This is a genomic window from Streptomyces typhae, assembly GCF_009755605.1.
Lineage (GTDB): Bacteria > Actinomycetota > Actinomycetes > Streptomycetales > Streptomycetaceae > Streptomyces > Streptomyces typhae.
Map to the genome: position 1 here is coordinate 16,655 of NZ_WPNZ01000009.1, position 18,532 is coordinate 35,186.

Annotated in this window: 21 protein-coding genes and 1 pseudogene; 10 read left to right on the forward strand and 12 right to left on the reverse strand. The window is 71.9% G+C overall.

Annotated features, from left to right (window positions below; genetic code table 11):
- The first annotated feature begins 40 nt into the window (after positions 1-40).
- Positions 41-1,630 carry an MFS transporter gene (locus tag GPA10_RS17330; RefSeq protein ID WP_079086680.1) on the forward strand — a complete coding sequence of 530 codons (1,590 nt, stop codon included), beginning with the start codon at positions 41-43 and terminating at the stop codon, positions 1,628-1,630.
- Positions 1,631-1,951: 321 nt separating this feature from the next.
- Here GPA10_RS17330 and GPA10_RS17335 read toward each other — a convergent pair whose 3' ends face one another.
- Together GPA10_RS17335 and GPA10_RS17340 are read right to left on the reverse strand one after the other, a co-directional pair.
- Positions 1,952-2,728, reverse strand: coding sequence for an SDR family NAD(P)-dependent oxidoreductase (locus GPA10_RS17335; protein WP_343041010.1), 777 nt, complete (start codon positions 2,726-2,728; stop codon positions 1,952-1,954).
- A complete protein-coding gene (locus GPA10_RS17340) occupies positions 2,721-3,209 on the reverse strand; it encodes a cupin domain-containing protein (RefSeq protein ID WP_157166339.1) in 489 nt (162 codons plus the stop codon). The genes GPA10_RS17335 and GPA10_RS17340 overlap by 8 nt, the downstream gene beginning before the upstream one ends.
- Before the next feature lie 136 nt (positions 3,210-3,345).
- Here GPA10_RS17340 and GPA10_RS17345 point away from each other — a divergent pair, with 136 nt between their 5' ends.
- The gene (locus GPA10_RS17345) at positions 3,346-3,765 is read left to right on the forward strand and encodes an ankyrin repeat domain-containing protein (protein ID WP_157166340.1); all 420 of its coding nucleotides are present in this window, start codon (positions 3,346-3,348) and stop codon (positions 3,763-3,765) included.
- Between the two features lie 119 nt (positions 3,766-3,884).
- Positions 3,885-4,756 (forward strand): annotated as a pseudogene (locus GPA10_RS17350) (LLM class flavin-dependent oxidoreductase).
- Between the two features lie 97 nt (positions 4,757-4,853).
- Here GPA10_RS17350 and GPA10_RS17355 read toward each other — a convergent pair.
- Together GPA10_RS17355 and ctaD are read right to left on the reverse strand one after the other, a co-directional pair.
- Complete coding sequence (locus tag GPA10_RS17355) at positions 4,854-5,204, reverse strand: hypothetical protein (RefSeq protein ID WP_157166341.1); 351 nt, start codon at positions 5,202-5,204, stop codon at positions 4,854-4,856.
- Complete coding sequence (gene ctaD / locus GPA10_RS17360; protein ID WP_157166342.1) at positions 5,201-6,835, reverse strand: aa3-type cytochrome oxidase subunit I; 1,635 nt, start codon at positions 6,833-6,835, stop codon at positions 5,201-5,203. The genes GPA10_RS17355 and ctaD overlap by 4 nt, the downstream gene beginning before the upstream one ends.
- A gap of 126 nt (positions 6,836-6,961) precedes the next feature.
- On the opposite strand from ctaD, the gene GPA10_RS17365 reads away from it, so the two are divergent.
- Positions 6,962-7,606 carry an RNA polymerase sigma factor gene (locus tag GPA10_RS17365; RefSeq protein WP_157166343.1) on the forward strand — a complete coding sequence of 215 codons (645 nt, stop codon included), beginning with the start codon at positions 6,962-6,964 and terminating at the stop codon, positions 7,604-7,606.
- Positions 7,599-8,606 (forward strand): CU044_5270 family protein, encoded by a 1,008-nt coding sequence (locus GPA10_RS17370; RefSeq protein ID WP_343041011.1) that lies wholly within the window; start codon positions 7,599-7,601, stop codon positions 8,604-8,606. Before GPA10_RS17365 ends, GPA10_RS17370 begins: the two co-directional genes overlap by 8 nt.
- 30 nt (positions 8,607-8,636) lie before the next feature.
- Here GPA10_RS17370 and GPA10_RS17375 read toward each other — a convergent pair whose 3' ends face one another.
- Positions 8,637-9,659: an SGNH/GDSL hydrolase family protein gene (locus tag GPA10_RS17375; RefSeq protein WP_157166344.1), complete on the reverse strand. Its 1,023-nt coding sequence runs from the start codon at positions 9,657-9,659 to the stop codon at positions 8,637-8,639.
- Between the two features lie 317 nt (positions 9,660-9,976).
- On the opposite strand from GPA10_RS17375, the gene GPA10_RS17380 reads away from it, so the two are divergent.
- A complete protein-coding gene (locus GPA10_RS17380) occupies positions 9,977-10,354 on the forward strand; it encodes a nuclear transport factor 2 family protein (RefSeq protein WP_157166345.1) in 378 nt (125 codons plus the stop codon).
- 75 nt (positions 10,355-10,429) lie between these two features.
- On the opposite strand, the gene GPA10_RS17385 is transcribed toward GPA10_RS17380, so the two are convergent.
- The 3 genes from GPA10_RS17385 to GPA10_RS17395 form a co-directional block, all read right to left on the reverse strand.
- Entirely contained in the window at positions 10,430-10,762 is a 333-nt protein-coding gene (locus GPA10_RS17385) for a putative quinol monooxygenase (protein ID WP_058852461.1), read from the reverse strand.
- 89 nt (positions 10,763-10,851) lie between these two features.
- Complete coding sequence (locus GPA10_RS17390; protein WP_058852479.1) at positions 10,852-11,217, reverse strand: PH domain-containing protein; 366 nt, start codon at positions 11,215-11,217, stop codon at positions 10,852-10,854.
- A 238-nt stretch (positions 11,218-11,455) separates the two neighbouring features.
- Positions 11,456-11,941, reverse strand: coding sequence for a MarR family winged helix-turn-helix transcriptional regulator (locus GPA10_RS17395; protein WP_157166346.1), 486 nt, complete (start codon positions 11,939-11,941; stop codon positions 11,456-11,458).
- An 80-nt stretch (positions 11,942-12,021) separates the two neighbouring features.
- Between GPA10_RS17395 and GPA10_RS17400 the strand changes: the two genes are divergently transcribed.
- Together GPA10_RS17400 and GPA10_RS17405 are read left to right on the forward strand one after the other, a co-directional pair.
- Entirely contained in the window at positions 12,022-12,483 is a 462-nt protein-coding gene (locus tag GPA10_RS17400) for a pyridoxamine 5'-phosphate oxidase family protein (RefSeq protein ID WP_157166347.1), read from the forward strand.
- 34 nt (positions 12,484-12,517) lie between these two features.
- Positions 12,518-12,946 carry a pyridoxamine 5'-phosphate oxidase family protein gene (locus GPA10_RS17405; protein ID WP_157166348.1) on the forward strand — a complete coding sequence of 143 codons (429 nt, stop codon included), beginning with the start codon at positions 12,518-12,520 and terminating at the stop codon, positions 12,944-12,946.
- Here GPA10_RS17405 and GPA10_RS17410 read toward each other — a convergent pair.
- Together GPA10_RS17410 and GPA10_RS17415 are read right to left on the reverse strand one after the other, a co-directional pair.
- Positions 12,903-13,673 (reverse strand): hypothetical protein, encoded by a 771-nt coding sequence (locus GPA10_RS17410; protein WP_157166349.1) that lies wholly within the window; start codon positions 13,671-13,673, stop codon positions 12,903-12,905. The genes GPA10_RS17405 and GPA10_RS17410 overlap by 44 nt on opposite strands.
- Positions 13,674-13,805: 132 nt before the next feature.
- Complete coding sequence (locus GPA10_RS17415) at positions 13,806-14,687, reverse strand: DUF72 domain-containing protein (protein WP_157166350.1); 882 nt, start codon at positions 14,685-14,687, stop codon at positions 13,806-13,808.
- A gap of 103 nt (positions 14,688-14,790) precedes the next feature.
- On the opposite strand from GPA10_RS17415, the gene GPA10_RS17420 reads away from it, so the two are divergent.
- Complete coding sequence (locus GPA10_RS17420) at positions 14,791-15,234, forward strand: hypothetical protein (RefSeq protein WP_058852457.1); 444 nt, start codon at positions 14,791-14,793, stop codon at positions 15,232-15,234.
- Positions 15,235-15,423: 189 nt separating this feature from the next.
- On the opposite strand, the gene GPA10_RS17425 is transcribed toward GPA10_RS17420, so the two are convergent.
- Together GPA10_RS17425 and GPA10_RS17430 are read right to left on the reverse strand one after the other, a co-directional pair.
- Positions 15,424-15,999 (reverse strand): tellurite resistance TerB family protein, encoded by a 576-nt coding sequence (locus GPA10_RS17425; protein WP_058852478.1) that lies wholly within the window; start codon positions 15,997-15,999, stop codon positions 15,424-15,426.
- A gap of 118 nt (positions 16,000-16,117) precedes the next feature.
- Entirely contained in the window at positions 16,118-17,017 is a 900-nt protein-coding gene (locus tag GPA10_RS17430) for a DUF4394 domain-containing protein (RefSeq protein WP_246259340.1), read from the reverse strand.
- 231 nt (positions 17,018-17,248) lie between these two features.
- On the opposite strand from GPA10_RS17430, the gene GPA10_RS17435 reads away from it, so the two are divergent.
- Positions 17,249-18,517 (forward strand): PucR family transcriptional regulator, encoded by a 1,269-nt coding sequence (locus GPA10_RS17435; protein ID WP_157166505.1) that lies wholly within the window; start codon positions 17,249-17,251, stop codon positions 18,515-18,517.
- Positions 18,518-18,532: the final 15 nt, after the last annotated feature.

Here is an 18,532-nt window from a genome sequence, read left to right on the forward strand (position 1 = left end):
AGCGAACGCCGTACCGTTGCACTTGCTCTGGAGGTCCGTCATGGACGATGTGGGAACGAAGACCGCGGCCGGGGAGGCGGGCGAGCGCGATCCGAAGCGCTGGCTGATTCTGATCGTGCTCTGCCTCAGCACGCTCGTCCTCGTGATCGACAACATGGTCCTCACCGTGGCGGTGCCGCCGATCGCCGAGGACCTGAACGCGAGCGCGTCGGATCTCCAGTGGATCCTCGACTCCTACATGCTGGTGTTCGCCGGCCTGCTGCTCACCACCGGATCGCTCTCCGACCGGTTCGGCCGCCGCAAGGTGATGCTCATCGGGTTGCTGCTCTTCGGCGTGGCCTCCCTGATCGCGACCATCGCGGAGAGTCCCGAGCAGCTCATCGGGGCCCGCATCCTGATGGGTGTCGGCGGCGCGCTGATCATGCCGAGCACCCTGTCGATCGTGATCACCGTCTTCGACGACGAGGAGCGCCCCAAGGCCATCGCCGCCTGGTCCAGCGTGACCATGGTCGGCCTCGTCGGCGGGCCCCTGTTCGGCGGTGTGCTGCTCGACCACTTCTGGTGGGGCTCGATCTTCCTGATCAACGTGCCGATCGCCGCTGTCGCCTTCCTCGCCGCGATCGTCCTGATGAAGGAGTCCAAGGGACCCTGGCGCAAGGCCGACCCGGTCGGCATGGTCCTGTCGATGGTCGGCATGGTCTCGCTGGTCTGGACGATCACCGAGTGGCCCAAGGAGGGCTTCGGCGACCCGAAGGTCTATGTGGCCGCGATCCTGTCGGTGCTCTGCCTCGTGGGCTTCGGCATCTGGGAGACCCGCGTCGACGAGCCGATGGTGCCGCTCGCCCTGTTCCGCAACCGTGTCTTCACCGGCGCCAGCTTCTCCATCGTCCTGCTGACGTTCGCCAACGGCGGTCTGATGCTGGTCCTGAGCCAGTACCTCCAGTTCGTCCTGGAGTACACGCCGACGAAGACCGGCTGGGCCTTCGCGCCCCTCGCGCTCGCCTCGCTCGTCTTCAACGCCCTCAGCGCCGTGCTCGGCCCGAAGATCGGCAACCGCTTCATGGCGGCGCTCGGCCTCGCGGTCATCGCCTCCGGCTTCTTCACCCTCACCACCCTGGAGCCCGGTGACGGCTTCGGCATCGTGACCGTGGCCATGGTCCTCATGGGTGCCGGTGGCGGTCTGGCGATGCCGGCCGCGCAGGCGGCCATGATGGGCGCGGTCCCGCACGAGCACGCCGGTGTCGGCTCCGCCATGAACGACACGGTGCAGCAGGCGGGCGCCGCCCTCGGTGTCGCGGTCCTCGGCTCCATCCTGTCGAGCACCTACGGCAGCAAGATGCCCGACGACGCCCCCGGCAAGTCCGACGAGTCCATCGTCGAGGCCTTCGCGGAGGCCGCCCGCACCGGCAACGAGGCCCTCGTCCGCACGGCCCGCGACGCCTTCACCGAAGCGATGTCCTCGGCCTTCGTCGTCGGCGCGATCGGCGTCCTGGTCGCGGCGGCCCTGTCCCTGGTCCTGATGCGCACCCGCGGCGACGACGCGCAGCCCACGGCCGCGGTGCCGGGTGCGGCGCAGCCGGGCGACGGCGAGTCCGCCGAGAGTCCGGCGGACGTCAAGACCGGTCGCTGACCGCGGGTACGGCGGTACGCGACACCACGGCCGCTCGGTTTCCCCCCTACGGGGGCCCGGGCGGCCGTTGCCGTGTGTGGGGGGGGCGCCCCGTGAGGGGCGCGGGGAACTGCGCGCTCGGCGCGCGATGAGCCGCAGACGCGTCTGCTGAGTGGCCGTGCAGATGCGTCTGCGGTTTTTCTTGGGCTGGGCGCGCAGTTCCTCGCGCCCCTGATGGGGCGCGCCCGCGGGGTCACCAGGTGGAGCGGGCGCTGACGCCGTCGTTTGTGGGGGGATCTGTTCCGGTGTCCACTCCGCCCCTGACGGGGCGCCCCCCCCGGGTCACCAAGTGGAGCGGGCGCTCACCCCGCCGTCCACGAGGAGATCCGTCCCGGTGATCCACTCCGCCGCGTCGGACGCGAGGAACACACAGGCGGACCCGATGTCATCGGGCCGCCCGAGGCGGGTCAGCGGTGCGGCCCGCGTCCACCGCTCCACGCCCTCGGGCCACGCCTCCGCGAGGCCGGGGTGCCCGATGAGGCCGGGGGAGACGCTGTTGACCCGGACCCCGCGCGGCCCGTACTCCACGGCCGCGGCGCGCGCGTGCATGAGCAGGGCGGCCTTGGAGGCGCTGTAGTGGGCGTGCCCCGGCGCGGGCTGGTGTCCCTCGATGGACGCGATGTGGGTGACGCTGCCGCCTTGCTCCTGGCCGGACATCCGCTCGGCGGCGGCCTGGGTGCACCCGAACGCGCTGGTCACGTTGGCTTCCTGGAGCCGGCGCCAGTCGTCGGCCGTCATCCCGGACAGCTCCTGCACGGGCTGGATGCCCGCGTTGTTGACGAGGGCGTCAAGGCGCCCGCGCCAGGCGTACGCCTCCTCGACGAGCCGCCGGCACTCGCTCTCCCGCCCCAGGTCCGCGGCGACGACGAGGGCGGCGCCGCCGTCCTCGCCGATCCCGGCCGCGACCTCGTCGGCCCGCTCCGTGTTGCGGTGGCAGTGCACCACCACGGCGGCGCCCGCCCGCGCGAACCGCCGGGCGATGCCGCCGCCGATGAGCCCGCTGGCGCCGGTCACGAGTGCCACGCGCCCCTCCAGGGTGGGCAGGTGGGGATCAGTCACGGCACAGCCTCCGGATCAGTTCGGCCTGCTGCGGATAGCGGGCGGCCAGCACGTCCGCGGCACCGCCCTCGTAGTCCGACTCCAGGAACCCCGGAGCCATCGTCGTACCGAACAGGGACCACTCGCCGCCGTCCCGCACCCGTGCGCCCATCCACGTCCCCGCGCGCACGACCAACTGGAACTCCTCGCCGTCCCCGTCGCCCAGTATGCGCAGCTCGTCCGTACCGTCCGGGTAAAGAAGCAGCAGGTCCAGCGGGTCGCCCTGGTAGAAGTGCCACACCTCGTCCGTGGGCAGCCGGTGCAGCGCCGAGAAGTCGCCCGCCGCGGAGGTGAGCAGCATGACGATCGCCGTGCCCACGGGGTGCCCCGTGGCGTCCGGGGGCCCCGCCCAGGTCTGGCGGAAACGGCCCCCCTCGAAGGGCAGGGGCTCCAGGCCGTGACGGGCGATCAGCTGCTCGGCGGTGACAGGGCGCTTCGCCATGCGCTGTCCACGTCCTCTCCGTCGTCGCGGTCGAACCGGTACCCGTACCCGTGCTCCGGCAGCACGGTAGCCCCAGGCGTGGCGGCGAGGAATATCGCTGTCCCGGCCACCCACCCGGCACCTAATCTCAACGATCATGAACCGTCGCAAGCGGAAGAAACTCGACGCGCGTCTTTTCGGCGTGATCTGGTGGGGCGGCACCACCCGTGTGCGGGCACTGCTGCGCGCGGGCGCCGACCCGTCCCGGCCGGACCGCGAGGGCGTCACGCCGCTGTACGAGGCGTCCGTGAACGGACGGGCGGAGGTGGCGCGCCTGCTGCTCGCGGCCGGGGCCGCCCCCGACACCGAGAGCAGGGGGCTCGGCGCCGAAGGCACCCCGCTGTGCGCGGCCGCCTGCTGGGGCCACACCGAGACGGTGCGCGTCCTCCTCGAACACGGCGCCGACCCGAACCTCCGCGAGGAGGACGGCACCGGCTCGACCCCGTTGCACTGGGCGAACCAGGGGCCGCACCCCGAGACGGCCGCGCTCCTCGTCGCGGCGGGCGCCACGGCCTGACCGGAGCCCTGCGCCGAAGCCGACGCCGACGCCGAAGCCGGAGCCGTACGGTGGACAGCGGTCGACGATCCGTGCCAAGTGCATTGCCCCACGGTGCGCAGCGGCGTCACGATGCCGTCATGCGCTTCTCGATCAACATTCCGAACTTCGGGGACTTCGCGGACGCCAGGACCATCGCCCGGGTCGCGGCGCGGCCGAACTCGCGGGCTGGGACGGCCTGTTCGTCTGGGATCACGTGGTGCACGACAAGCGGGCCCAGCGCGGCAAGCCGTTCGGCGGCCCGTGGATGCTCCTCACGGCGGCGGCGCTCGCGACCGAGCGGATCAAGCTGGGCACCCTCGTCACACCGGTGGCCCGGCGGCGCCCGCACCAGCTGGCGCGGCAGGTGGCCACCCTCGACGAGGTGAGCGCGGGCCGGGTGGTCTTCGGCGCGGGACTCGGCGGGCCCATCGAGGACGAGTACGCGAGCTTCGGCGAGCCCACCGAGCCCAAGGTCCTCGCCGAACGCCTCGACGAGGGCCTCGGCCTCCTGGACCGCTACTGGTCGGGCGAGCCGGTGACGCACCGCGGCACGCACTTCCACGTCGACGACGTGCAACTCCTGCCCGCCACCGCGCAGCGGCCCCGGCCGCCGGTGTGGATCGCGGGCTTCTGGCCCAACCGCCCGCCGATGCGCCGCGCGGCCCGCTGGGACGGCGCCGTCCCGCTGTTCAAGTCGGCCGAGCACGGCGAGATCCCGCCCCTGGAGGAGTTCCGCGAACTCGTCGCGTACGTGCGCGCGCACCGCGAGGACGGCGGGTCGGGCGCCCCCTTCGACTTCGTCGTCGGCGGTGCGAGCCCGACCGATCCCGCAAGGGCCCGGGACCTGATCGGCCCCTTGCGTGACGCGGGCGCCACCTGGTGGGACGAACGCCAACTCCAGACGGCGACGTCCCTCGACCGCCTCGACCCGGTCCTGCGCCGCATCGAACAGGGCCCGCCCCGGCTCTGACGCCACCGGGTGACGTGCGCCGCTACGCGACCGGGTGGCGTGCGCCGGTACGCGACCGGGTGGCGTGCGCCGCTACGCGACCGGGTGACGCGCGCCGCTACGCGACCACCCCGACGGCCAGCGCCGCCCCGGCGAGCAGCGCCACCCCCGCCAGGCACCACGCGAACGTCCGCCGCCGGAGCGCCCGGTAGGCCTCCTCGTACTCGGCGCGCAGCTCGCGCGCCCGGTGCGCGGTGCGGCCCCAGGCGCGGCGGGCGAGCACCAGGTGCTCCTCGGTGTACTGCCGCTCCACCTCCGCGCGCTGGCTCTCGGTGAGCCAGGGCAGGCGGCGGGCGAAACGCTCGGCGGCCGCGCGGCCCTCGGATCGCGCGGCCTCGATCAGGAGCAGTCCCTCAAGGTCCCTGACCAGGGCCCGCGCATCGGCTCCGCGTTCGTCCATGGCGGTCATGCGGACACCTCCGCGGGCCGGGGCCCCGGCTCGACGGGGAGGTCGCCGGCCTCGACCTCCGGGTGGTGCAGGTCGAAGGCGGGCGACTCGCTGCGGATGCGGGGCAGGGAGACGAAGTTGTGCCGGGGCGGCGGGCAGGTCGTGGCCCACTCCAGGGAGCGGCCGTGGCCCCACGGGTCGTCGACCTCGACCTTCTCGCCGTACTTGGCGGTCTTCCAGATGTTGTGGAAGAACGGCAGCAGCGACATGCCGAGCAGGAAGGAGAAGATCGTCGAGACGGTGTTCAGGGCGGTGAAGCCCTCCACCGCGAGATAGTCCGGGACGCGGCGCTGCATGCCCGCCGTACCGAGCCAGTGCTGGACGAGGAAGGTGCCGTGGAAGCCCACGAACAGCGTCCAGAAGGTGATCTTCCCGAGGCGTTCGTCGAGCATCTTGCCGGTGAACTTCGGCCACCAGAAGTGGAAGCCCGCGAACATCGCGAACACGACCGTGCCGAAGATGACGTAGTGGAAGTGCGCGACCACGAAGTACGAGTCCGACGCGTGGAAGTCCATCGCCGGTGAGGCGAGGATGACGCCGGTCAGACCGCCGAAGACGAATGTGACGAGGAAGCCGGTCGCCCACAGCATCGGCGTCTCGAAGGACAGCGAGCCCCGCCACATCGTTCCGATCCAGTTGAAGAACTTCACGCCCGTCGGCACGGCGATGAGGAACGTCATGAAGGAGAAGAAGGGCAGCAGCACCCCGCCCGTCACATACATGTGGTGCGCCCACACCGTCACCGACAGACCGGCGATCGCGATGGTCGCGCCGATCAGGCCCATGTAGCCGAACATCGGCTTCCGCGAGAAGACCGGGACGACCTCCGAGATGATGCCGAAGAACGGCAGCGCGATGATGTACACCTCGGGGTGGCCGAAGAACCAGAACAGGTGCTGCCACAGCAGCGCCCCGCCGTTCGCCGCGTCGAAGATCTGCGCCCCGAACTGGCGGTCCGCCTCCAGGGCGAACAGCGCGGCGGCGAGCACCGGGAACGCGAGCAGCGCGAGCACGGCCGTCAGCAGCACGTTCCACACGAAGATCGGCATGCGGAACATCGTCATGCCGGGCGCGCGCATGCAGATGATGGTGGTGATGAAGTTGACCGAGCCGAGGATCGTGCCGAAGCCGGAGAACGCGAGCCCCATGATCCACATGTCGCTGCCGACGCCCGGCGAGTTCACCGCCCCGGACAGCGGGACGTACGCGGTCCAGCCGAAGTCGGCCGCCCCCTGCGGGGTCATGAAGCCGCCCACCGCGATCAGCGAGCCGAACAGGTACAGCCAGTAGGCGAACATGTTCAGACGTGGGAAGGCCACGTCGGGGGCGCCGATCTGGAGCGGCATGATCCAGTTCGCGAAGCCCGCGAACAGCGGCGTCGCGAACATCAGCAGCATGATCGTGCCGTGCATCGTGAACGCCTGGTTGAACTGCTCGTTCGACATGATCTGCGTACCCGGCCGGGCCAGCTCGGCGCGCATGAAGAGCGCCATCACGCCGCCGACGCAGAAGAACGCGAACGACGTGACCAGATACAGCGTGCCGATTCTCTTGTGGTCCGTCGTCGTCAGCCACTTCACGATTTCCCTCATGGACCGTAGGTGTCCGGCAGCCGCTCGGACATCACCGCGCACACCCGTCGTCCCCCGCCGAACCCCGCCGCGAAAGTCACAGCGATCAGGTGTGACGATCGAGGGCATGCCGGACACCTACGGTCCATGAGCACGGACGATTCCTTCGCGGCCGCCTACCGCGAGCACTACTGGGCGGTGAGCCGGTTCGTCGCGCGGCGGCTCGACGCGGGGGAGGCGCACGAGGTCGAGGAGGTCGTGGCGGACGTCTTCTCCATAGCCTGGCGGCGCCGCGCGGAACTCCCCGAGGCGCCGCTGCCCTGGCTGTACGCCGTGGCCCGCAACTGCCTGGCCAACACGGTGCGCGGACTCGGCCGCAGGCGGCGGCTGCTGCACCGGCTCGGCCACCACGAGACCGTGGGCGGCCGCCAGATCGCGCCGAGCCCGGACACCGAGAGCCCCGGCTCCTGGGTGCACGAGGCACTGGCCCGGCTCTCGCCCGCCGACCAGGAGGCCCTGCGCCTGACCACCTGGGAGGAACTCGGCGTCGAGGAGCTCGCGGTGGCCCTGGAGTGCAGCGCCGGTGCCGCCGCGATGCGGTTGCACCGGGCCCGGCGCAGGCTCCGTACGGAGATCGACCGGATGCGGATGAACGTACGAGCGGGGCAGGCAGGCCGGGCGGAACAGGCACACCGGGCAGGCCGGGCAGGCCAGGCGGAACAGGCACGCCGGGCAGGCCAGGCAGAACGAGCAGAACAAGCGGGACGAGCGGGAGCTGACAGCCGTGACTGACCACCACCTGGGCCACGACGACGGCCGCGACCTGGAGCTTGGCCACGACCTGGAGCTCGGCCGCGACCTGGACCTGCTGCGCGCCGCCAACCCGGTGTCCGCGACCGCCGGGCCCTGGCGTGACCGGCCCCTGGACGCCGTCGCCGAGCGGGGCCTGAACCAGCTCCTGCACACCACCCGTGTCCGCCGCGTCCGCCGTGCCCGGCGCCGCGTCGTGCTCTGGGCGGAGGCCGCCGCCGTCGCCCTCGCCGCCGTGCTCGCCCTGACCGTGCCCGACCTCGGAGCCGCCACCGCGACCGCCGCGCCGAGCGCCCTGCACCCGCGCGCCGGCTCCGCCGCGATGCCCCTTGAGCGGATCGCCGACCGCGCCGAGGCGCTCGCCCGCGACGGCGGACCGCGGCTGCGCAAGGGCGCCCACGTACAGAGCTGGAGCCTCGCCATGGACTCCGGACCGGACGCCGAGCGGCCCGTCACCCTGCCCGAGGAGCGCGAGGTCCGCTGGCGGCCCGACGGCAGCCGCACCGAGCGCGTCGAGTCCGACGGCAAGCTCCTGAGCGACCGCCTCTACCCGCCGAGCCGGTCCGACGCGCCGCCCTGGGCCCGCCCCCCGGGCACCCCCGCCGCCCTGCGCGCCTACCTCACCGAGGTCGACCAGCCGGGCTTCCCGCGCCGCACCGGACCCGTCAGCATCCGGCAGCTCCTCGACACGCTGCCGCAGCTCCTGGACAACTGGACGCTCGGCGCCCGCGAGAGCGCCGCGCTCGCCCGGGTCCTCGCGGACACCGGCGGCCTGCGCGCCGAGGGCACCGTCACCGACCGCCTCGGCCGCACCGGCCAGGCGTACGTGTACGACACCCCGGACGAGCACCTGCGGTACATGGTGATCCTCGACCCGGACAGCGGCGAGGTGCTCGGCCTGGAGGTCCTCTTCACCGAGGACCAGCCGGACTTCGCCGTCCGCGCCGGGGACGTGATGTCGTACGACGCCTGGCGCCGCTAGGTCCTGACCGCCGCTAGGCCCTGACCGCCACTAGGTCCCGTCCCCCCGGTGCTGCGCCCCCACCGTGTCGGTGATCGCCTGCCCGATGCGCCGGATGCCCGGCGAGCGCACCGGGCAGGGCCGGGACTTGGCGGTCGTCGGGGCCAGGCAGAAGTGCAGCAGGTCGTCGGGGCGGTGCAGGGCGGTGCGGCCGCGCTCCCGCTCGGTGCAGTACGCGGGGTGCGCGCGCTCGTACGCCGTGCAGGGGAGGTCCTCCGCCCAGGTGTAGCGGGCGGAGGCGGGGCTGACGGCCCTGCCCGCGTCGGAGACCACGTCGCCGGTGGCCGCGGCCTGCTGCCGGTACAGCGCGTTCACGCGGCGCACCCGGTCCGGGGTCATCGCGTCCGGGCCCTGCGCCACCCACACCACCTTCGGCCGTTCACCGCCCGCGTCCCGCGCCGCCTCGCCGATCTGCCGCGTCAGCCGGCGCGCGTCGGCCGCGTACCGCGAGAAGTACGTCCCGCGCGCCTTGTCGTACGTGATGCCGTCCATGCACGGCGTGTAGCCCCAGGCGTTCCCCCAGAACTGGAGCACCACGTAGTCGGGCCGCACCTCGCGCACCAGGGTCGCCGCCTTGTGCCGGTCCGGTACGAGGGAGTCCTCGCCGGTGCCCTCCAGGTAGTCGCAGAGGGTGGTGCCCGAGTAGGGGGCGCTGGTGTAGCGGGCGGCGAGCTGGTCGCGGAGGAGGTCGCCGAGGACGTCCTGGTTCTCCATGGCGAGGGAGTCGCCGAGGTAGAGGACTCGGGGGCCGGGGCCGGGGCCGGAGGCGTGGCCGGGGGGCTTTTCGGCGCCGCGGGGTGCGCGGTTCTTGGCACGGGTGCCGGGGTTCCCGGTGGCCCGGTCGGCGTTCCGGTCGGCTTGGGGGCGTGGGCTCGCCGTGTCCGCACCGGTGGGATCTTCGGGGGTGGCCGCGGGGGGTGCGTCCTCGGGGGCGGAGCCGGGGTCTCCGCAGCCGCCGAGCAGCAGCGCGCCCAGGAGTGCTCCCGCCCACCACGTCCTGCGCGTCCTGCGCATCCGCAACTCCCTCCCCGACTGGCGGAATTGGGTCACCAGGCAAGCACAGTCGGGGGTGCGGTGGAAGTCCCCCGCCCTGTGGGCGGCTGGTCCGCCCAGGGGGCGGAACGGGCGGGCACAGGGCGGACCCCGCAGCGCCGGGCAACGCACACCGCCCTGACCCGCATTACCTCGCGCGTAATCGCCCCCCACCCGCCCGCCCGGCAGTCTTGGAGTCACCGGAGCCCGGGCGGCGCACTCCGCCCGGGCTCCGGGAAGGAAGCCCGATCCGCGGCCTGACGATCCGCGACCCCACAACCCCGCAGGAGGCGAACCCCATGCCCGCACAGGACGTTCACGAGACCGCCGTCGCCCGCTACTTCGAGGCCTGGAACACCGCCGACGCCGCCGCCCTGCCGAAGGCCGTGGCCGCCGCGTGGACCGAGGACGGCACGTACACCGACCCGCTGGCCGACGTCGCGGGACACGAGGGCGTCGCGGCGGTCATCTCCGGGGCCAGGCAGCAGTTCCCCGGCTTCTCGTTCCGCCACACGGGGGAGGTCGACGGCCACCACAACCTCGCCCGCTTCACCTGGGAGCTGGTGTCCGACGCGGACGGCTCCGCCCCGGTCGCCGGGTTCGACGTGATCGAGCTCGCCGACGACGGCCGCATCCGCTCGGTGCACGGCTTCCTCGACCGGCTCCCGGCCGCCTGAGCCCGAGGCCGCCTCCCCGCACGCACAGGTGCCCCGGACCGCGCCGGTCCGGGGCACCTGTGCGTGCGTACGCGATCAGGCCTCGCGCGGCGCGACCTCGCCCATCTCGCCCCACCCGGACATGCCGGGGATGTCGGTGCTGACGATCTGCGGGACGGTGGCGATGGCGTACGACATGGTGTCCATGGCGGCCGCGAAGTGCGCGGACTCCACGTGCGCCGCGCCCGCCTCGCCGTCGCGGAAGCCCTCGACCAGGACGAACTGGTGCGGGTCGTCGACGCTGCGGGACCACTCGAAGAACAGGTTGCCCGGCTCCTCGCGGGTGGCGCGGGTGAAGTCGTCGACGAGGTCGAGCCACTCGTCGCTGCGCTCGGGGCGGACGGTGAACTTAACGGTGATGAAGATCATGGGGGGTCGTTCCCTGTTCGTTGTGCAGTGCACCCATGAACGTACCCCGTGGCTAGGACACGGACTACTCGGGACGGCCGGGCCCGCTCCTACCTGGCCACGAACTGGGTGAGGATCGCCTGCACCTCGTAGATGTCCACACCCTTGGTGAAGGTCTTCTCGATCGGCACGGGGTTGCTGGATATCCAGATCTTCAGCTCCGCGTCGAGGTCGAAGTGACCGGCGGTCTCGACCGCGAAGTGCGTGATGCTGCGGTAGGGCACCGAGTGGTACTCGACCTTCTTGCCGGTCATGCCCTGCTTGTCGATGAAGATCATGCGACGGTCGGTGAGCAGGATCGTGTCGCGGATGAGCCGGTACGCCGCGTACACCTGCTCGCCGTGCCCCATGAGGCGTGCGTAGTCCTGCTGCGCCGACGCCGGGTCGACGGTGTGAGCGTTTCCGAACAGCGCCATGGTCAGGACCCCCAAGTGTGACGACTCTTCCGGCCTTCCGGACTTCAGGCCGGACTTTCACCGTACGTGACGAGACAACCGAACGACGATGCGATCCGGAGGTCTCGGCCGACCGGGCACCGAGGACGAGCGCGGAGTCCCAAGCCCGTCCGGCGCTTGAGGACGAGCCCGGGGTTTCAAGCCCGTCCGGCGCTTGAGGACGAGCGCGCAGCGCGACACCCCCGCACGCAGCCCGCAGCTACCCGCGTTGGCGAGCCCGCCGCACCGGCCGGTCCCCCTCCGCCGGAACGGCAAGGTGCCCCTCGACCAGCTGCCCGAGAACCCGCAACAGCACAGCCCGATCCCCCTCGGGGAGCGACCCGAGCGCCTCCCGGTGCACCCGGTCCACGATCTCCTGGCTCCGCAAGGCCAGTTCCGCGCCCGCCGCGGTGACCGCGACGATCCGGGCCCGCCGGTCGTGCCCGGCGGGCCGCCGCTCGGCGAGCCCGGCCTGTTCGAGGGCGTCCACGGTGACGACCATCGTCGTCTTGTCCATGTCCCCGAGCTCGGCGAGCCGCGCCTGGGTGCGCTCCTCCTCCAGGGCGTGCACCAGGACGCAGTGCATACGGGCTGTCAGGCCGACCTCGGCGAGTGCCGCCGCCATGTGCGTGCGCAGGACATGGCTCGTGTGGTCGAGGAGGAAGGACAGGTCCGGCTGCGTGCGGGTGGGCGCCATGGCGGTCATGGCGGCCAGCGTAACCGAGCGGCCCAAGATGCGACCGAGGTAGATAGTCTGCAACAAAACTATCTGCTACGGTCCTGGTTATGGAGAACAAGCCCGGCACCGGCCCCGCCCCCCGTGTCCTCGCACCCGACGAACTCGACCGGATCCTGAGCGAGCAGCGCTTCGGCGTCCTGGCCGCCGTCCGCTCGACCGGCCACCCGCATCTGTCGACCGTCGTCCACCAGTGGGACCGCGAGGCCCGAGTGCTGCGGATCCCCAGCACGGCCGACCGCCTGAAACCCCGCATACTGGCGCGCGACCCGCACGCGGCCCTGCATGTGTCGCCGGACCCCTTCTCGTTCGCCGTGGCCGAGGGCGAGGCGGAGGTGTCGGAGCCCTCGACGGTGCCCGGGGACGCGGTCGGGCGTGAACTGCTCGCCATGACGCCGGGGTTCGACGACCCCGCGGACGAGGCCGCGTATCTGGAACAGATGGTGGCCGACCGCAGAGTGGTCGTCCGGATCCGGGTGTCCCGCGTGTACGGCACGGCACTTGGCGTGTAAGCAGGAGGCTCACGTACTCCTGAGGAGATCGATGATGGCTCTGAACCGTGAAGAACGCGAACAGTTCCTTGCCGAGCCGCACATCGCGGCGCTCGCCGTGGACTCCGGCGAGGAGGGGCGGGCACCTCTCACCGTCCCCATCTGGTACCAGTACGAGCCCGGCGGCGATGTGTGGATCATGACGGGGCGCGACTCGCGCAAGGCGAAGCTGATCGGTGCGGCGGGCCGCTTCTCGCTCATGGTGGAGCGCCTCGATCCGACGATCCGCTACGTCTCCGTAGAGGGCCCCGTCGTCGCCACCGAGGCGGCGACCCGCGAGCAGCTCCAGGAGATGGCCGCCCGCTATCTTCCGGCCGAGAAGGTCGACGGCTACGTGGAGATGGCCTGGAAGGAGCACGGCGAGCAGGTGGTCGTGCGGCTCAGCCCCGCGCGGTGGGTCTCGTCGGACCTCGGCTCGATCTGAGGGGTCCGGGCGGCCCGGGTGCCTCCGGCGGCCCGGACGGTGCGGGCAGGCCGGGCTTCCTGAACTCGCCGGGCCTGCGCCGCTCCTGGAACACCGCGCAGGCAGCGACGCAGGCCACGGCGACCAGGTGTTCGCGTCCGGCCAGGTTCGGCTCCAGGACCGAGCCCACGACCGTCGGGACGACGAACGCCAGGCACAGCACCGGTGCCCGCAGCCGCACCGACAGACAGGTGAAGAGCCCGACGACGGCGGCGGACGCCCCGGTGTCGACGTCGTGGGCGTACGCGGTCGGCACCCCAGCGAAGTGGTCGGGCCCGATGGCCACCATGACCCGCGCGCCGAGGGTGCCGGCCAGCGTCGCGCCGTACCCGACGAGCAGCGCCCGCCGCGGCCCGAGCAGGAGCTGGGCCAGGCCGAGGGACAGCACGAGGCGCGGGAGCCCGCCCCACACCGGCTGGTCCCGGGTGGGCACGAGCACGGACACGGGCGTGCGCAGGAGGGACACCCACAGCGGCTGATCGGCGCGCACCTCGCCGACGAGGCGTACGACGCGGTCGCTCGCCGGGAACTGCTGAAGCTCGTGCAGGCAGATCATGGCGAGGCTCGCCGCCAGCGCGAGCCGGACGCCGAGCAGCCCCCGCTCCCGCAGCTGTCGCCAGGCCACGAGCGCCAGACACCGCCACTCCGCCCGCAGCGCGCCCCGGACCCTCCGCACGATCCGCGGCATCGGTCGACCGTCCCTCTTCCCCCACCGCGTCGCGCCGCCGGCACTTCGCACCCATATGTCCCGTCGGGGGGCAAGGCTACTTGGCGGCGAAGCCGTACACCATCGCAGGCGGGGAGCGCTCGGTCAGCCCCGTCAGGGGGCGCAGGAGCGGGCGAACTGCGGCACCCGCAGCACCCGCAGCACCCGCTCCATGGCCTCCGCGCCCCGCACGGCCGCGTCCCCGCAGCAGTTGTTGAACAGCACGTGCACCCGCTCCGCCCGCTCCGCGAGCAGCCGGACCCGCGGCACCCACTCGGCCAGTTCGGCGTCCCCGTACGTGTACCGGAACCGGTCCTCCTTGCTGCCGGACCCCCAGGACCTGCTGCGGCCGTGGAACCGCACGATGGCGAGCGAGGACGAAGTGACGGTGGTGACCGGCGGGACGGAGGAGGGCAGCCCCTGCGCCATGTCCACGGCCACGGAGGCGAAGCCGTGGTGGGCGAGCAGCGCCGAGGTCTCCCGCTCCCGTTCCTGCCGCCACCACCCGGGGTGCCGGAACTCGACGGCGACGGGCAGGCCCGCGGTGAGCCGGGCGCACTGCTCGACGAGTTCCTCGCCGCGCCCTCCGGGCCCGAGCCAGGGCGGGAACTGGAACAGCACACTGCCGAGCCGCCCGGCCGCCCGCAGCGGCTCGATCCCCGCGGCGAACCGCGCCCACACCTCCTCGACGAGGCCGCGCCCGCGGGGCCGGTCGCGCAGGTCGGCGGGGAGGGCGGCCCGCTTCGTCGGATGGCCGGTCAGCAAGGAGAAGGCCTTCACGTCGAACACGAACCCCTCCGGTGTCCGCTCGACCCACAGCGCGCTGTTCCGCGCGCTCGGCAGCGCGTAGTAGCCCGCGTCGACCTCGACGACCGGGAAGCGCTCGGCGTAGTGGCGCAGCCTGCCCTCCGCGTCGCGCCGCCCCGGTGGATACCAGCCGCTGCGCACCAGTGCGGGATCCGTCCACGAACACGAACCGACGAGAATCTCACCCATGTACGCCCGGGTACCCGCACGGGGTGGTTCCAGCGGGCGCCGCGCGGCCCCTGGTGCGGGCGGCATGCCGGTGGCGCCCGGCTGCCCCATAGAATCCTCTGTCATGTCGAAGCCTGACGAGCTGCTCGTCAACATCTCCGCCAAGGTGGAGTCGGAGAACACCAATCAGATGTCGCTGACCGTCGTGGTCGCAGGCGCGGTCGTCACCGGTCGCCTGGCCCCCGAAAGGGTGTGGCGGGAGCGGGTGTCGGAAGTCCTGAAGGACTCGGCCCGCCTCGGTCCGTTCGCGGACGTCTTCGGGGAGAGCCGGGGCGGGGGCCCGCCGGACGACACGGCCGGCGCCCCGCGCGAGGACGGCGAGGCCGACGCGCCGCGCCAGGACGGCGAGGGCGGCGCGGCACCCGCGCGACCCACGCATCTGCACTTCCACCTCGCCCGCATCCTCCAGGGCAACGTGGGCATCCCCGAGACCGGCGGCATGTACCGCGTCGCGATCGCGGACGTCAGCGCCTGGACCGTGGGGGACTTCAGCTACTCGGACCAGTAGAACTCGTACCGCACAGCCGACTCGTTGCCGACCGCACGGACTCCACTCGTGCCGACCGCACGGCCCGGCCCGTGCCGACCCGCTGCACGCGGGTCGGCACGAGCCCGGGGGATCCGTCGTACGAGTCGTACAGGCCGTACAGGCCGTGCGACTCGTACGACTCATACGGCTCGTGGCGAGCCGTACGGGTCAGAGACCGAACTCCTGCGGGGACACGCCAAGCGCCTGGCAGGCCTCGCGCAGCACCTGCTCCTCGGCCGGCGCGATGTACCCGTCGGCTCCGGCGACGACGAAGCCGGTCTGGACGACCGCCTTGGCCTCCGTCTGCTTCTTCGACGCCTTGGCGATCTCCTGCATGGCTTCGGCCTTGCCGTGCTGGAAGTTCGCGGACAGCTGGTCGACGTGCTTGTTGAAGCGCTGCCGCAACTGCTCCGGCGGGAAGTTCTGCAGGACGTCGTTCTGCAGGATCAGATTCTCCACGTGCTGGCGCTCCGCCGGGTCGACGTTCCCGTCGGCGGCGGCGACCAGGGCGCACATGGCCATGCTGGCGTCGCGGTAGGCGCCGCTCTTCAGCTCCGTCTTCAGGGACGTGAGCTGGGACTTGAGCATGCCCACCAGCTGGGCCTTCGATCCCCGGGACCCCGAGGACCCCGATGATCCGGACGAACCCAGCGGTCCCTGGTGCCCGTGACCGCCGGAGCTCCGGGACCCCTGCGACTGCTGCAGGCCCTTTGCCTGGTCCTTGATCCGGTCCCACATCGCCATGCGTGCCACCTCGGCTGCCATGTCATTGACGTTCGCTCGTCCACGGGGGCTCCCGCGGGTATTCCTGCCAACGCCTTCCCCCGCCGGTAAGTTCCAGCCCCGGAACGCCCGGTGTGGCTCAGTAACCGGTGAGGCTGACCGCGAGATCGGTGACGGGCAGCGGGAACTGGCCTATGGACGTCGCCTCGCCGGTGAGGAGGTTCACTCCGTAGAGGGACGAGGTACGCGCACCGGCGGGCGTGAGGGTGGCGAAGGCGGTGTTGTTGACCGTCTTGCCCTTCGACAGTTCGCTGTAGATGTCCAGCCCGGCGTCCGCGCCCGCGTCGACGGTGAGAGCGCCGGTGGCGTTCAGGAAGCCGTTGTTGGGGGGCGCCTGGATGAAGAGCTGGTCGTTCGCGGGGTTGATGTCGAAGAGGGTGGTCGCGGTGGTCCCGTTGAGGTCGTTGTTGGTGTAGGCGGCGGCGCTGACACCGCGGGTCGGCCCGGTGATGGGCGGGGTGGTCAGGACGGTGTCCTCGACGGTGGTGTGATCGCCGAGGTTGTGCCGCAGGTTCTGCCCCCGGTCGCTGACCACGCGGAGCCGGTCGGCAGCGGGGTTGAAGTCGACGCCGAAGTTAGTGCCTTCGAGGGGCTCCTTGAGCTGGGAGACCTTGACGGCGACCGGTTCCTGGACGTCCGGCGGGAGCTGGAACGTGTAGATGCCGCCCTTGTCGCCGACGCCGTACAGCGTGTTGTTCTGGACCCGGAAGTCGAGGCCGATGAGGCGCTTGTCACCACTGAGGCCGTTGATGGCTCGTACCCACTTGAGGACGTCCGGCCGGTCGGTGGAGAAGTAGACCATCAGGGCCCCGTCACCGGCGAGCCCGTAGGTCGACAGGCTCGGTACGGCGGCGGCATCGCGCGTGGCAGGAGCGTCGGGAGCGGCGGAGCTGCTGCCCGGAACGGCCACGAGGAGCGCGGCGGACGCGGCCGTGGCCGCTGCCGCCGCCATGATTCTCTTACGGATCGATCTGTTCATGGTGCGAAACCCCCTTGGCTGCTGATGAAGAATCCCCATTAGCCCAGGGGGCCGGGATCCCCACAAGCGGCCAGAAGGGCCGGAGGCGCCCGGGACTGCAAACTTTGCACCCCATGACAAATTAACTCCGGGCGACGTCGGAGAATAATCGCGCGGCTTTACCCGGAGTGATAAAGCCCGTCCGGATTTCATCTGTCGATGCTTACGCCCGCGCTGGCATCCTCGACGCCCATGGGCAGCCTCTTCGCGGAGCTGGCCCGGCGGGCACCGGCCTCCGCACGCCGGGAAGTGGAGACGTACACACGTGAAATACCGGAGTTCGGGGTCCTTGCCGTGGATCCCCGGGCACGGGCCGAGACGCTGGAGTCCGCGGTGTGGTTGCGGCGCCGCGCCATCGAACTCTCCCCTGCCGATCTCACGCTGACGAAAAAGGATCTCGACCACATAGCGTCGATGGGGGAATCCCGCGGCCGCGGGGGAATGTCCCTCGAATCCCGCCAGCGGGTCCTAGGACTGCACACCGCGTTGATGCTCCGCGAGATCAATGAGGCGACGGACACGCTCCGCGGGGGCGGCGTCGACGAACTCATCCGCATGATGAGCTGGTTCGCCTCCCAGGGCGAACGCGGTATCGGGGCGTACTGCCGGGGCTTCGTACGGGGCCTGCGCCACCGCCTGCCGTACGTGGAGCAGGTTGCCCTGCTCGCCAGGGCGCTGCTCGTCGCCGACCCCATGGCCGCCGAGCTGGCGTCGGCGGTGGGGCTGACCGAGGAGGCGGAGCACTGGGCGGTGACGGTGGTACGGGTACCGGGCGGGCGGCCCGCGCGGGACGACCGCCGCGACGACCGCGACGGTACACCGGCTCGCGACGTCGAACTGGACGGCGAGTTGGAGGCGCTGGTGAAGGCGTACCAGGTACCGCTGGTGTGGCAGCGCGCACAGACACCGCCGGGGGACGACGAGGGCGGCGGCGAGCTGATCGCCCTGACTCCGAGCGCGCCACCCATGGCGTCGGCCGTGCCGCTGCCGCCGTCGGCGGCCGGTGACCTCGTACGGGACTTCGCCGGGGCCCTGGGCCTGCCCTGCGCCGCGGGCACCGCGATGGGGGCGAGACCGGAGCTCGCCGCGGCACTCGACCGCGCCCGCCGCATCAGCAGGACGGCTCCGCTGCACCGCACACCGCGACGCCTCGGTACGCACACCATGGCGGATGTCTTCGTCGAACTGGCCGTGGCCGACGTCCCGTTCGTGGACGACTGGCTGCACACCCTGGCCCGCCGCCTGGCCCCGGGCCCGGACCTCCTGGTCACCCTGGACGCGTACTACCACCACGACATGAACCGCACAGCCACGGCGACGGCCCTCAACGTCCACCCCCGCACCCTGGACTACCGGCTGCGCCGGGTACGCGAACTCACCGGCATTGCGCCCGCGTCGACGCACGGGGTGCGGGTACTGAGCGCGGTGGTGACGCGGAGGCTGTCGAATTCGTGGCACTGACGAACTCGTGGCACT

What these genes read in the sequence shown, in the direction of transcription:
- GPA10_RS17395 (WP_157166346.1), bottom strand. Translation starts at nt 11,941, where the DNA reads ATGACCGCCATGGCGCCCACCCGCACGCAGCCGGACCTGTCCTTCCTC.
- GPA10_RS17340 (WP_157166339.1), bottom strand. Translation starts at nt 3,209, where the DNA reads ATGGCGAAGCGCCCTGTCACCGCCGAGCAGCTGATCGCCCGTCACGGC.
- ctaD (WP_157166342.1), bottom strand. Translation starts at nt 6,835, where the DNA reads ATGAGGGAAATCGTGAAGTGGCTGACGACGACGGACCACAAGAGAATC.
- GPA10_RS17435 (WP_157166505.1), top strand. Translation starts at nt 17,249, where the DNA reads ATGGGCAGCCTCTTCGCGGAGCTGGCCCGGCGGGCACCGGCCTCCGCA.
- GPA10_RS17385 (WP_058852461.1), bottom strand. Translation starts at nt 10,762, where the DNA reads ATGATCTTCATCACCGTTAAGTTCACCGTCCGCCCCGAGCGCAGCGAC.
- GPA10_RS17420 (WP_058852457.1), top strand. Translation starts at nt 14,791, where the DNA reads ATGTCGAAGCCTGACGAGCTGCTCGTCAACATCTCCGCCAAGGTGGAG.
- GPA10_RS17375 (WP_157166344.1), bottom strand. Translation starts at nt 9,659, where the DNA reads ATGCGCAGGACGCGCAGGACGTGGTGGGCGGGAGCACTCCTGGGCGCG.
- GPA10_RS17400 (WP_157166347.1), top strand. Translation starts at nt 12,022, where the DNA reads ATGGAGAACAAGCCCGGCACCGGCCCCGCCCCCCGTGTCCTCGCACCC.
- GPA10_RS17410 (WP_157166349.1), bottom strand. Translation starts at nt 13,673, where the DNA reads ATGCCGCGGATCGTGCGGAGGGTCCGGGGCGCGCTGCGGGCGGAGTGG.
- GPA10_RS17345 (WP_157166340.1), top strand. Translation starts at nt 3,346, where the DNA reads ATGAACCGTCGCAAGCGGAAGAAACTCGACGCGCGTCTTTTCGGCGTG.
- GPA10_RS17330 (WP_079086680.1), top strand. Translation starts at nt 41, where the DNA reads ATGGACGATGTGGGAACGAAGACCGCGGCCGGGGAGGCGGGCGAGCGC.
- GPA10_RS17355 (WP_157166341.1), bottom strand. Translation starts at nt 5,204, where the DNA reads ATGACCGCCATGGACGAACGCGGAGCCGATGCGCGGGCCCTGGTCAGG.
- GPA10_RS17380 (WP_157166345.1), top strand. Translation starts at nt 9,977, where the DNA reads ATGCCCGCACAGGACGTTCACGAGACCGCCGTCGCCCGCTACTTCGAG.
- GPA10_RS17425 (WP_058852478.1), bottom strand. Translation starts at nt 15,999, where the DNA reads ATGGCGATGTGGGACCGGATCAAGGACCAGGCAAAGGGCCTGCAGCAG.
- GPA10_RS17430 (WP_246259340.1), bottom strand. Translation starts at nt 17,017, where the DNA reads ATGAACAGATCGATCCGTAAGAGAATCATGGCGGCGGCAGCGGCCACG.
- GPA10_RS17405 (WP_157166348.1), top strand. Translation starts at nt 12,518, where the DNA reads ATGGCTCTGAACCGTGAAGAACGCGAACAGTTCCTTGCCGAGCCGCAC.
- GPA10_RS17390 (WP_058852479.1), bottom strand. Translation starts at nt 11,217, where the DNA reads ATGGCGCTGTTCGGAAACGCTCACACCGTCGACCCGGCGTCGGCGCAG.
- GPA10_RS17365 (WP_157166343.1), top strand. Translation starts at nt 6,962, where the DNA reads ATGAGCACGGACGATTCCTTCGCGGCCGCCTACCGCGAGCACTACTGG.
- GPA10_RS17415 (WP_157166350.1), bottom strand. Translation starts at nt 14,687, where the DNA reads ATGGGTGAGATTCTCGTCGGTTCGTGTTCGTGGACGGATCCCGCACTG.